Origin of the sequence: Pseudomonas sp. 25 R 14, assembly GCF_900004755.1 — a bacterium.
Lineage (GTDB): Bacteria > Pseudomonadota > Gammaproteobacteria > Pseudomonadales > Pseudomonadaceae > Aquipseudomonas > Aquipseudomonas brenneri.
Genome location: NZ_CVTS01000023.1, coordinates 1 through 11,621 on the forward strand (window position 1 = coordinate 1; position 11,621 = coordinate 11,621).

At 57.1% G+C, this 11,621-nt stretch carries 13 protein-coding genes; 6 read left to right on the forward strand and 7 right to left on the reverse strand.

Annotated features, from left to right (window positions below):
• A partial coding sequence (gene chrA, locus BFQ03_RS03955) for a chromate transporter (RefSeq protein WP_065942509.1) occupies nucleotides 1–812 on the forward strand: 812 nt, incomplete at its 5' end.
• A gap of 84 nt (nucleotides 813–896) precedes the next feature.
• On the opposite strand, the gene BFQ03_RS03960 is transcribed toward chrA, so the two are convergent.
• From BFQ03_RS03960 to BFQ03_RS03970, 3 genes are all read right to left on the reverse strand, one after another.
• Nucleotides 897–1,130: a hypothetical protein gene (locus BFQ03_RS03960; RefSeq protein WP_032859424.1), complete on the reverse strand. Its 234-nt coding sequence runs from the start codon at nucleotides 1,128–1,130 to the stop codon at nucleotides 897–899.
• Between the two features lie 204 nt (nucleotides 1,131–1,334).
• Nucleotides 1,335–1,904: a DJ-1/PfpI family protein gene (locus BFQ03_RS03965; RefSeq protein ID WP_032859423.1), complete on the reverse strand. Its 570-nt coding sequence runs from the start codon at nucleotides 1,902–1,904 to the stop codon at nucleotides 1,335–1,337.
• A gap of 188 nt (nucleotides 1,905–2,092) precedes the next feature.
• Entirely contained in the window at nucleotides 2,093–2,503 is a 411-nt protein-coding gene (locus BFQ03_RS03970; protein ID WP_065942510.1) for an ASCH domain-containing protein, read from the reverse strand.
• A 424-nt stretch (nucleotides 2,504–2,927) separates the two neighbouring features.
• Between BFQ03_RS03970 and BFQ03_RS03975 the strand changes: the two genes are divergently transcribed.
• Entirely contained in the window at nucleotides 2,928–4,391 is a 1,464-nt protein-coding gene (locus tag BFQ03_RS03975; protein WP_139115635.1) for a DUF1254 domain-containing protein, read from the forward strand.
• 19 nt (nucleotides 4,392–4,410) lie between these two features.
• Nucleotides 4,411–5,901, forward strand: coding sequence for a DUF1254 domain-containing protein (locus BFQ03_RS03980; RefSeq protein WP_032859420.1), 1,491 nt, complete (start codon nucleotides 4,411–4,413; stop codon nucleotides 5,899–5,901).
• 114 nt (nucleotides 5,902–6,015) lie between these two features.
• Here BFQ03_RS03980 and BFQ03_RS03985 read toward each other — a convergent pair whose 3' ends face one another.
• Nucleotides 6,016–6,906, reverse strand: a complete 891-nt coding sequence (locus tag BFQ03_RS03985) for a LysR substrate-binding domain-containing protein (protein ID WP_065942511.1) — start codon at nucleotides 6,904–6,906, stop codon at nucleotides 6,016–6,018.
• Nucleotides 6,907–7,021: 115 nt separating this feature from the next.
• Between BFQ03_RS03985 and BFQ03_RS03990 the strand changes: the two genes are divergently transcribed.
• Both BFQ03_RS03990 and BFQ03_RS03995 read left to right on the forward strand, forming a co-directional pair.
• Entirely contained in the window at nucleotides 7,022–7,462 is a 441-nt protein-coding gene (locus BFQ03_RS03990; protein ID WP_032859416.1) for a PACE efflux transporter, read from the forward strand.
• A 50-nt stretch (nucleotides 7,463–7,512) separates the two neighbouring features.
• Nucleotides 7,513–8,043 carry a hypothetical protein gene (locus tag BFQ03_RS03995; RefSeq protein ID WP_032859415.1) on the forward strand — a complete coding sequence of 177 codons (531 nt, stop codon included), beginning with the start codon at nucleotides 7,513–7,515 and terminating at the stop codon, nucleotides 8,041–8,043.
• Nucleotides 8,044–8,117: 74 nt separating this feature from the next.
• Here BFQ03_RS03995 and BFQ03_RS04000 read toward each other — a convergent pair whose 3' ends face one another.
• The 3 genes from BFQ03_RS04000 to BFQ03_RS04010 are packed head-to-tail and all read right to left on the reverse strand — an operon-like array spanning nucleotide 8,118 to nucleotide 10,462.
• The gene (locus BFQ03_RS04000) at nucleotides 8,118–8,597 is read right to left on the reverse strand and encodes a YbaK/prolyl-tRNA synthetase associated domain-containing protein (protein WP_016964635.1); all 480 of its coding nucleotides are present in this window, start codon (nucleotides 8,595–8,597) and stop codon (nucleotides 8,118–8,120) included.
• A gap of 16 nt (nucleotides 8,598–8,613) precedes the next feature.
• Nucleotides 8,614–9,372: a sulfite exporter TauE/SafE family protein gene (locus BFQ03_RS04005; RefSeq protein ID WP_032859412.1), complete on the reverse strand. Its 759-nt coding sequence runs from the start codon at nucleotides 9,370–9,372 to the stop codon at nucleotides 8,614–8,616.
• A 4-nt stretch (nucleotides 9,373–9,376) separates the two neighbouring features.
• The gene (locus BFQ03_RS04010; protein ID WP_065942512.1) at nucleotides 9,377–10,462 is read right to left on the reverse strand and encodes a TauD/TfdA family dioxygenase; all 1,086 of its coding nucleotides are present in this window, start codon (nucleotides 10,460–10,462) and stop codon (nucleotides 9,377–9,379) included.
• Between the two features lie 109 nt (nucleotides 10,463–10,571).
• On the opposite strand from BFQ03_RS04010, the gene BFQ03_RS04015 reads away from it, so the two are divergent.
• Entirely contained in the window at nucleotides 10,572–11,504 is a 933-nt protein-coding gene (locus tag BFQ03_RS04015) for a LysR family transcriptional regulator (protein ID WP_065942513.1), read from the forward strand.
• Nucleotides 11,505–11,621: the final 117 nt, after the last annotated feature.

The window sequence follows — 11,621 nt, forward strand, 5'->3', positions numbered from 1 at the left end:
TGGTCGCCCAGGCGGTGTGGGGCATGGCGCGCAACCTGTGCCGCAGCGCGGGCCGCATCAGCCTGATGCTACTGGCGACCGCCGCCGCCCTGCTGCTTCCATTTACCTGGGCCCAGGTGGCCATCATTGCCAGCGCCGGCGTAGTTGGCCTGCTGCTCTTCAAACCTGCATACGGCGGCGCCCACGAACCCCTGCCAATCCCGATCCGCCGTCCCACGGGCGCGATGTGGCTGGCATTGTTCCTGATATTACTGGTGGGCCTGCCGCTCCTCGCCCAAGCACTGCCCAACCTCGCCTTGGCCCTGATAGACGCGTTCTACCGCACCGGCTCGCTGGTATTCGGCGGCGGCCACGTAGTACTGCCGCTGCTGCAAGCCGAAGTGGTACCGCGCCAATGGGTGAGCAACGACCTGTTCCTCGCAGGCTACGGCGCCGCCCAAGCCGTACCCGGCCCGCTGTTCAGCTTCGCCGCCTTCCTCGGCGCCGCCATCAACCCCTGGTGGGGTGGCCTGATCGCGTTGCTGGCAATCTTCGCGCCGTCGTTTTTACTGATATTCGGCGTCTTGCCTTTCTGGGAAAACCTACGCCAAAGCCCCCGCACACAAGCCGCACTGGCCGGTGTGAACGCTGCGGTGGTGGGTTTGTTACTGGCGGCGCTGTACCAGCCGGTGTGGACCAGCGCGATATTCACCGCACAAGACCTGGGCCTGGCGTTAATCGCCCTGATGGCGCTGATGCTCTGGAAACTGCCACCGTGGCTGGTGGTTGTGGGAAGCGGCGGACTGGGGTGGTTATTAAGTCTGACGCTGTGAAAAGCACAGCCGCAGCGCCTTGCTGGCCATCCACCCACTGAGCGACACAGCCAAACGCCTCGACCGTGAAACGTCCTGCACCGGCTAGCCCTTCAACTCACCCGCCCGATGACTCGCCGCATCGTCATACGCCACATACAACGACTCGGCAATTTGGCTTTTGATGGCCTTGCTGGACTCCAGCCCCAACACAAAACCCTCAGCCTTACCGCCCGCGCGGTTCAAGTCTTCAAGGGTGCTGGCACCGGTGATCGCGTCCAGCAATTTGGCCGCGTGCGGGCCAACACCCTTGGGCAGGCTGATCTGGTCGATGCTCATTGCGGCACCTCGGATGAAGTGAGGGATGGTGTGTTGCGCGATAGCGTGGTCATTGGCGATACCTTGAGGACTTGGGGCCGATAGCGCGCTTGGCCGCTGCCGGGGTGGCATGGTAGACCGGTATAGGGATGAGGGGGCAGTTTTCGGCCAAGAGTGGCCACTCGAACACATCATCTGGATCGGTTGTTTTGCAAGACGAAGCAGTCACCGATGTTCCGCAGCCAACATTGACCTGAACTGAGAAATGATCTCTGAAGATAGCCCGGCACCTTTGAACACTGCGCAGGTGAAGCTAACAGGTGCAGGGCCCGGAGCCGTTATGATGCCGTCTGCAACCACAGCGACTGGGCTATTTCGATAAAGCGTGCGCCCTTCATAACCTACGGCATTTTGCTTTAAGAAGTCAGCGCTGTTCGAGGTATGAGGCACCGTGTCGAGAAGCCCGGCCCTAGCAAGTGCCAGCGTTCCCCCACAAATACCGGCAAGTGTCGCTCCATTTGCACGACTGGCATGAAGAAAGTCTCGAATATCCGGTGCTTCTGCACTTTCCCAGATCATTCCGCCAATGACGACAACAACGTCCGGTTTCCAGTCCAAACATTGTTGCAAACTGCAATCAACCGTTACAGCCAATCCACCCTGCGAGCAGAACTGCCCCGTAGTAGAAGCGAAAAACCTGACATCGATCCCGTAAAACGGGGACGCAGTTCCAGCAATGAACGCATATTCCCAGTCCGCAAAACCGGGGGTCAGTATCAATCCCACACGTGCCATCAGTCAGACTCCTCCATGAATGCCAATAACGTTTGGCGGCAACAAACATACATCAAGGGTTGCTTTGGGTCGATTGAAGCACCTTGCGACAGGCAGCGATCGGCCAAAAACGAACATTACCACTAGATAAAGACAAGCTACTCCAAACACTTACATGCTAAAAACAGTTAGTTTGAGAACCTTGTCTTTTACAATACTTCCATCAACTCAAATTCTTCTGCCACAAGCTCCATAGACTCGTCAAACGAGCCCTCTCTTTGGAAAAAATTTTTATGACCCTGCATCCAGTACCTAAGACTGAGATCCCCTTCGCCTTCCTTCCTTGCAAGATCTTGATCTACGTCGCAGTAACGAATGATACGCATCGAAATAACTCTAATGACACATACAGGCTCTCCCTTGCTGTTGAGAATGATGCTGTAACCGCCAATAGTTGGTGGTTCTTCTTCATGTTTGAATGACGAGAGCGAGCTACACCCGGCTGTTTTTATTCCGTTAACAACAAGCTCAGCCAGCTCATCGGCCATTTCTGGAGTATCCCCAAATTGCCATGCAATAGCTCCGGGATACTTAACCTTTAAACTATCAACTACATTCACAACCTCCCCCCCTTCAAATCATATTATTGGCGCCCACTAAATCGTCATGATAAAGGCTTCTGCGAAACTCAGTTGCTAGAATTTTTTATTCTAATCCAACCTCGCTTCTTCGGACCAGATACTGCAAGCGACCTCATCGGCGTGCCAAAAAACCTTGAGCGGATGATTAGTTCGGTACCATCAATCAAGTTCGACCGCCGCCTGCAGCGGACCGACCAACGGGCTGTTCGTTATGAATGAGTGAACGCCCCCCGGCTTCGTAAAATTTTCGAATGCTTGCCTCTGGCCGATTGAAGCCCGCCACAAAAGGCAGAAACCGGCCAAAAGCTGACGTTCAAGCCGATCAAGCGTCACCCCACCAAACTTGAGCTATCTTTCCTGCGACTCACCAGCAAAAGGTGATCCCGCAAGTAAGGATGCTTTTATGAATCAATCGCCCCATCGCCTGAACCTGTTCGCACTGACGCTGCTCGGTGCACTGGCAACCACATCCCTGCTGGTGCCACCCAGCTACGCTGGCGAAGCTTCCGTTGCCGGGCCTGTCGCCGGCACCAAGGTCACCGAACCCTATGTGCGCATGATGGCGCGTGAAGCGTATTTCTGGGGTTGGCCGATGGCCAATATTTTCAACCGTCGCCAGGCCTTCAAAGACCTGCCCGAACCGGGCTTGATGGGTGGCATCGTTCCGGTCGCGCCGATCAATCGACTGTCGATGCTCAGTGATTACATTGATCCGGCGGAACGGCTGGTCGCATGCCCGAATCAGGATGTGGTGTACGGCGCGGGCAGCATCGCGCTGGATCTGGAACCGGTCGTGCTGCAAGTGCCGGACTTCGGCAGCCGTTTTTGGGTGTATCAGGTGGTGGATCTACGCTCCGATAGCTTTGCCGAACTCGGCAAGATGTACGGCAGCAAACCCGGCTTCTATCTGCTGGTTGGCCCTGACTGGAATGGCAAGGTGCCTGCGGGCATCACCAAAGTCTTTCGGGCACGTACCAGCACCGGCTTCGTGATTCCCCGAGTGTTCCAGGACGATACCGCAGCCGACCGCACAGCCATTCAAGCGTCGCTGTCGGGCGTGGACATGTACCCGTTGTCGCAATACGACGGCAAGGTCAAACACCGGGACTGGGCGAAACTGCCAAAATTCCCGGCGCAGGCGGCGGGCAGCGGCGAAACCAAATGGGTGATGCCGGAGAAATTCTTCGACGAGTTGCCGGCGCTACTCAAGGACGCCAAACCGTTGCCGGGCGAAGAAGCCCGCTACGCGCAGATGGCCACCCTCGCGGCCATCGCCAAGGCTGATCCGCAACTGAAAGCGGCGATGATCGATGAAGCGAAAAAAGCCGACAGCGAAGTGATCGATCCGCTGTTGCAGTTCCGCAACTATGGCCTGCAACTGCCGGATCACTGGAGCACCATCAGCAACGGTGCAGCGTTTGGCACCGACTACTTCAGCCGTACCGCCGTGGCGCGCTCGAATATTTTCGTCAACCAACAGAAAGAGACCAAATACTTCTATCAGGACTTGGACAAGTCCGGTACGCGTCTCAATGGGCAGAACAGCTACTCCGTAACCTTTGCCAAGGGGCAACTGCCGCCGGTTAAAGGCTTCTGGTCGCTGACCCTGTACAACGAGCAGCACTTCTTTTCCCCGAATGACCTTAAGCGCTATTCGATCGGCACCAAGAACAAATCACTGCAGGCCAATGCCGATGGTTCGTTGACGATTTACGTGCAGAGCGAATCACCGGGCAAGGACAAGGAAAGCAATTGGCTGCCGACGCCCCAAGGTGCTGATTTCTCGCTGTACATCCGCGCCTACTGGCCTGAACCGGCCGCGCTGAATGGCCAGTGGGTGCCCCCAGCCGTACTGAAAACCAATTGACCAGAACAGGACGTTCGCGATGAGCACATTTGCAAAATCACTGACTGCAACGGGCCTGGCCATCTCGATCAGCCTCAGCGCCCAGGCGGCCACGCACTATGAACAGTTGGCCGATCTGCCTTTTGCCGGCGGCTATCCAACACTGGAGGGCGTGGCGCAACTGCAAAACGAATTGCTTTTCCAGCGTGCCGTGCAGTCGTACATCTGGGCACTGCCGGCGTTGAACATGTACGCCATGAAAGAAGGTTCGGAAAAAGCCTTCGGTGCCGGCTACAACGTGCTGCCGATCTGGAAGGACCGCCTCAACGCCAAGACCCGCGTCACCACGCCCAATTCCGACGTGATCTATGCCATGGGCTATCTGGATCTCAAGCAGGACGGCCCGATGGTGATCGAAGTCCCGCCAGGCTTGCAGGGCATTCTCGATGACTTCTTCCAACGGCCGATCTGCTCCGAGGGCCAGATCGAAGGTCGCCAATGGTGTGGTGATGTCGGGCTGCCGGGACCGGACAAAGGCAAGGGTGCCAAGTATCTGGTGCTGCCACCGGACTACAAGGGCGAGGTACCGCCGGGCTACCTGACTTACCGCTCGCGCACTTACGGTGTGTTCGTGTTCTGGCGCGGATTCTTCAAGGACCCGAAACAACTGGAGGCACCGGTCGCAGTCATGGAGCAGACGCGCATCTATCCACTGGGCAAACAGGCCACGGCCAAAGCGATGGAATTCCCCAACGCCTCGAAAACTCCAGTCAACATGCTCTACCCCTCCGACGGCAGTGCGTTCGACATGCTGTCGCGGTTCATCGATCACGAATACGTTGACCCGCAAGACATGGAAATGCGCGGCATGCTCGCCGCTCTGGGTATCGTTAAAGGCAAACCGTTCAAACCGGAGCCAGCCACCCGCGACCTGCTCGACAAGGCAGCGAAAACCGCCAGCAAGATCGGCCATGCCATTTCCTACACGCCGCAAACCATTGTCGCCAATGGCACCTGGTATCCGGATCGCAAGTGGTTGAACGTATTCCCCGGCAATGCGACGTTCACCGCCGACACCTTCAATTACATCGACCCGCGCACCGGTTTTTTCACCAATGCCTACTCGGCCAGCCCGGGCATGGCGGTGAACATGGAAAACGTCGGTGCCAAGTACCCGGCCACCTTCGTCGATGCCAAAGGCCAATTCCTGTCCGGCAGCAACAGCTACTCGCTGAACCTGCCCAAAGGCATTCCGGCGGCATTGTTCTGGTCGGTGACGGCGTATGACTCGATCACTGCATCAGGCCTGGATAACGGCCAGCCGTTCCCGTCGCTGAACACCATGGATAAGCCCGTCACCAACGCCGACGGCTCGATCGATGTGCATTTCGGCCCGAACTCACCGGGCGCCGGCAAAAACTGGATCAAAACCCTGCCGGGCGAAGGCTACTTCGTGATTCTGCGGTTATATGGCCCGACCAAGGCGTTCTTCGACAAGGCATGGAAGCCGGGGGATTTGATCAAGCAATGATCTGAACTGCGTCTGAACGACATGAGTGCATGAATGCATTCATGTCTTCGGCGTTCTTGACCGACAGCTTTGGGTCGATTACTGCCTGTCGCAAGAAGCAGCAAACAAGTATCGTCACCCATCCTGTAGAGCGGCACCTGCCAGCCACATCAGGAACGCACTCACATGCACCTGCCGCTCCCGTCCTGGCACGCACACCGCAACGTAACGCGGACCAGGCAGGCTTACTTCTGGTCTATAGGCCACTAATTCTCCATCCCTGAGGCTGTCGGCTACCAGTACATTGCTTGCCAGCACCAGCCCATGACCCGCAATCGCAGCGCTCAAAGCAAAATGCTCATCGTCGAACTCACGCATCTGCGCCGTTTCGAGCCAGGTCTGGCATTCTGCGGCCGCGCACCAGCTTTCCCAGTTGATTGAAAATGCTCCCGGGATTTTCCAGTGCAGGTTGATCAGTTCGATCTGATTTACATTCAGCGAGGCCACCAGACCTGGGGCGCCGTAAACCGAGAATTGCTCGTTCATTAGCGCCTGACAGAACAACTTCGGGTCATCGCGGCTGACCGAGCGAATAGCAAGATCGATGCTGGAATCACGCAGCAGATCGACTAGTTCGTTACGGGTATCGACCCGCACATTGACGTGTGGAAAGCTCCGATAGAAACCACCCAGCCGTGGAATCAGCCAGGCTGCCGCCAAGCCCGGCGTAGTGGAAATGGTCAGGGTTTGGGGAACAGTGTCCGGATAGAAAGCCTCCAGGCTGCGGCGAATGTCTAATAAGGCGCGATGAGTCTGGCGATAGAGCAACTCGCCCTCTTCGGTCAATGCCACACCTTGTCCAGTCCGCTTGAACAGCATCGCTCCGAGGCGGGCTTCCAGCGCCTTGACCTGGTGGGAAATGGCCGCGGGGGTGACAAATAGCTCCTCAGCTGCCGCTTTAAAACTACCCAGTCGCGCAGCCGACTCGAAGGTGCGCAGCGCGTTAAGCGCAAGAGTGGAAAACACGCATCGTTCCCTAGATGAATTGAATTGATGAGCATTCAATTTATCTCATTTTTCTTGGTGTGTACGCAGCGATACCGTCGCAGGTATTCGATCTACCCACCCTTGGGAAAACACCATGCAAGGACCTTCGCGAAAAATTCTTCAAGCCATCCTCTATGAATCAATCGCTGTTGCGGTGCTATCGCCCAGCATCTCGTTGATATACGACGAAGGCCTGGCCCATGCGGGTGCGCTGTCGTTGATGTTATCTGTATGCGCGCTGCTGTGGAACGTGCTGTTTAACTACGCTTTTGAATGCTGGGAAGCGCATCAGCCACAGCGTACTCGCACGTTGGGCAGACGTTTACTCCACTCACTGGGTTTTGAGGGCGGGCTAGTTCTACTCTTGGTACCACTGGTGGCATGGTGGCTGGAGATTTCTTGGTGGGCTGCACTGGTCACCGATCTGGGGCTGTTCGTTTTCTTCTTCTTTTACGCGCTGGCGTTTCAGTGGGTCTTCGATAAAGTGTTTGATGTACCAAAGTCCGCGCAGGGGGAAGTTTCGGTTAACCCATAATCCGCGCGCAATCCCGATTAGCCAACCTGTGACAGCACTAGGATTTGTGCATGAAAAATGCTAGCAAAGCGATTGAGAGCTACATCTTCGGCAAGGACGGAAATCGGCCTGACCTGTTGCAACATGCTTTCAGCCCAGACGCAACGCTTAACGTGCTAGTGCAGACAAACACCATCCTGTTTCCTCCCAACGTCCAAGGGCGCGAAGCTATTGCTGAAGTACTCGTACGCAGCTTTAGCCTGCAATATGAGAACGTTTATACATTCTGCTTCGGTGCCCCTCCAGAGCCCGAGGCAAATGTTCATAAGTGCAAATGGCTGGTTGGCATGTCAACAAAAGCGACTGGAGAGTTGCGTGTAGGCTGCGGGGAATATCATTGGGTCTTTTCACCGCAAAGCGGCCTGGCCATTCAACTGTCCATTACTATCGAACACATGTTGGAGTGCCCTTCCCAACATATGCGCAAAATAATGGATTGGCTTCAAGGTCGCAGCTATCCCTGGTGTGAGTCTACCGACATGCTTGATTCGGCACCGCCGCTCACTTGCCTCCAGCCGGTTCTTGTCTACGTTGCTGCATGACCCCTATCGATGTAAACGGATGCGTTTGGCCGATTGCGGACCTCAGGACTAGACACGTATGTGAAAACCTCTGCTCAGGCCTGGCTGATATCCAGCAATCGAGGCATGGCAATCGCCAGGTAATCCTGCGTATCGAGCACCATCGACGCATCCAGTCGCCCCGCGTTGAAGGCTATTTCAGCGTAGCCCGTGGTCAAGGCCGGATCGACGATCAATTGAATCCGCTCATCGAAAACAAAAGGAGGGATGGCGCCGATCCGGCACCCGGTCAGTTCCATGGCGGTTTCGGCCTTCACCAGTTCGGCTTTTTTCCCGCCCAGGGCTGCTCCGACTTTCTTCATGTCCAGCTTCTGGTCGCCCGGCAGTATCACCAGTGCATAGGGTCCGGCCTGCCCCTTGAGGGAGCAAAGCATGGCCTTCGCACCTTGGCCGGGCTCGGTGCCACGGATTTCGGCGACGCGTGCCGACTGGCCCTCGGCATCGTGCATCAACACCCGGTAGGAGGCTGAGCGGGCATCGAGTAGTGCCACGAGGCGATCGAACATGGGATGCATGTAGTTTTCCTCAGGTTTACAGGAGCAGGTCGTAGGACAGTTTGCTGATCAGAATCACCAGTAACACCAGGAATAGAGCCCGGACAAAAGGCACGCCTTTGTGAACCGCCAGCCAGGTGCCAGTGAGCGCGCCCAGGATGTTGAATGCCGCCATGGGGATTGCGATCAGGTAGAGCACGTTACCCGTCGGAATGAAGAACATCAGTGCCGCGACGTTGGTCGCGATGTTCACGAGTTTGGCCGATGCCGAGGCATGAAGAAAGTCGAAGGCGAAGCAGCGGATAAACAGGAAGATCAGGAAGCTGCCAGTGCCGGGACCGAACAGACCATCGTAGAAACCGATGGCACCGCCGATGACGATCGCCAGCAGTTTTTCCTTGGTCCCGATGCGCATGGGTTTGTGCAGGGCACCGAAATCCTTTTTCCAGAAGGTGTAGATCGCCATCAGTACAATCAACACCAGCACCGCCGGCCGGATCATCGACTGGGGTACGAACGACACCGTGGCGGCGCCGAAGAAAGCCATGACAAAAGCCGCGCAGGCGGCAGGGATCACAAGCCCCCAGTCGATCACCACCTTGCGCACGAAGGACCGGGCCGCGAATGCGGTGCCGCAGGCGGCCGCGACCTTATTGGTACCCAGCAGCGCCGCCGGTTGAGCGCTGGGTAGCACGTTGAATAGCGCGGGAATCTGGATCAGTCCGCCGCCGCCCACCGCCGCATCGATCAGGCCGGCGGCGAAGGCGAACACGCAAAGGATGACAATATCGACCATGAAATCAGGCTCTGACTATGTAGGGTTGATGAGGGTCCAGCGGCACCACGCGTGTCGGATCATTGACCCCGAAGACACGCAACATCCAGCGATCACGGCCGTCGTAGCGGGGTGTAAAACCATCCCGGGCATGCAGGGTTTGCTGGTTCTTGAAGATCAGCATGTCCCCTGGCTGCAGCAGTATGTGGTGCACGACATCGGGATGATTGGCGACGGCGGCGAACAGTTGGAGGGCAAACCGCGCATTGGCCGAGGTCGCTTCGACACTCGCTTTGTTGTAGCGGCAATACAGGCCATCGGTTGCGCTTCTGTACAGCAAGGGGACGTTTTCCAGCACATTCCCCTGTTTGCCGAAGGAGGCCGGTCGGCGAACGGTGAAGTTCGGTCGTGACAATTCTTCTTCGACGTAGGCCGGCAGAATGGCCAGCACCTCGTCAATGGCGACGATGCGCGTCGGCACGTCGAGCTCGCAGCGCAGGCCGGTCAGGGACAGGTACTCCGGACAGGCCGACAACTGCGAGACGGGTTCGCAGGTCAAAGGCAGGTGAGGATTGTCGACATGCATGTCCAGATCCGCGCGCGAGCCATAGGAGCTCTTTTCGGTCTCTCGCTTGTGCTTGGGCGATACGTGACGGAACACTGTGTCGCTGCTTTCACCCTCGTACGCCAGCGGACGGGTTTGCAGAGTTTGCAGCACGGACAAAATAGCCCCGGCCAGAATCGACAAGTTCTCGATACCCGGCTCCAGGTCATAGGGCGTGGCCGGCAGTTGCGGGTCCAGCGGCAGCCCCCTGACGATCATCGCCACTTCAGGGGCCTGTGGAAAATTGCGTAGCTGCTGGATTTTCTCGGTGCACAGGGCACTTTCCAGCAACAGCCCCAGGGCCGGCATGTGGCGGATACCCGAGGCGCTATCGGTCACGTCCAGCGATGCCAGACCGGCCTGAAGTGTGCGTTGTTCTTCGAGCGACAGATGAATTTGCGGTATCTCCCGTCGGGTCGAAGTCACTGATTTTTTTTCCAGCCATTCATGAACTACTTCATCAACACCCGTTGCGGCTTTCCCGATTACTTCATCCAGTTTCGACACGTCCTTGCGCTCCTGTTTGCCCCATCCTTGTGGGTTGAACGGGAAGGTTAACGGAAGGGCCGTTTTTGTGTTGCAATGCCGCGTTGTGAAAAGTGCAATGAGGTGGAGAATGGCATTGAATATGTTGGGGGAACTTGAAGCCTTCGCGACCGTGGCTCGCAAGCGCAGCTTCGTCGTCGCGGCACGGACGCTGGGGCGCTCCCCCAGCGCACTGACCCGTGCCGTTCAAGCCCTGGAGGAAAGTGTGGGGCTCAAGTTATTCAATCGCTCCTCCAATGCCGTGAGCTTGACCGAAGCGGGTGAATGCTTATTGCCCCACGCGTACAAAATGCTCGAACTGCAACGTGAGGTGGATGAAGACCTGGCCGGTCTCAGCGGCCTGGCCTCCGGCTGGATCCGTTTTTCCGCCCCCGAGTTTCTCGGACACGGGGTATTGCCCCGGTTGATCGCGCAATACTGCGAGCGTTATCCAGACGTTAACATCGATGTGATTTTCACCGATGAGATCATCGACCCGGCCAAGAGCAAGCTGGACTTCTCGATTCGCGGCGCGTTTCCACAATCCAGCGACTTGATCGGCTTTGCGCTCTGGAGTTACTCACGTTATCTGTATGCCAGCCCCGGCTACCTGGAGCGCAACGGCATGCCCGACTCCATCGAGGCACTGGAGGCGCATTCGCTGATCCTGCATACGGCGCCGCGGATTCTCAAGGAGTGGAATTTTCGCAGTGAGGAGCAGGCCATCAGCTTTCGGGTTCACCCAAAATTCCGTTTCAGCTCCGGTCTGGCGGTATTCCAGGCAGCCCTGGCGGGCGTCGGGATCGCCCGCTTGGCGGATTGGATGGCGGAGCCCGAAGTGGAAGCGGGCCGCCTGTTCCGGGTTTGTCCTGAGTACAAGCTCACCTCCAGTAGCGGTGAGAGCCCACAGATGCACGCGGTGTACCCGGCCGGAAATTTGCCGCAGCGGGTGAAGGCATTGATGGAGATGATCCGTGGCTTAGGTGAAAGCCTGGAATGTAAACGCGGCTCAGCACTAATATGAGGTTACGGGTCGTTCCGCCCTGTCCGCTCACTTGGCAATTGATCAGACGCTAATACGCGAAAACCCACCCTCGGCTACCGCAGGCGAGCATCGGCAAGATGCTCCGCCGAGGATAAA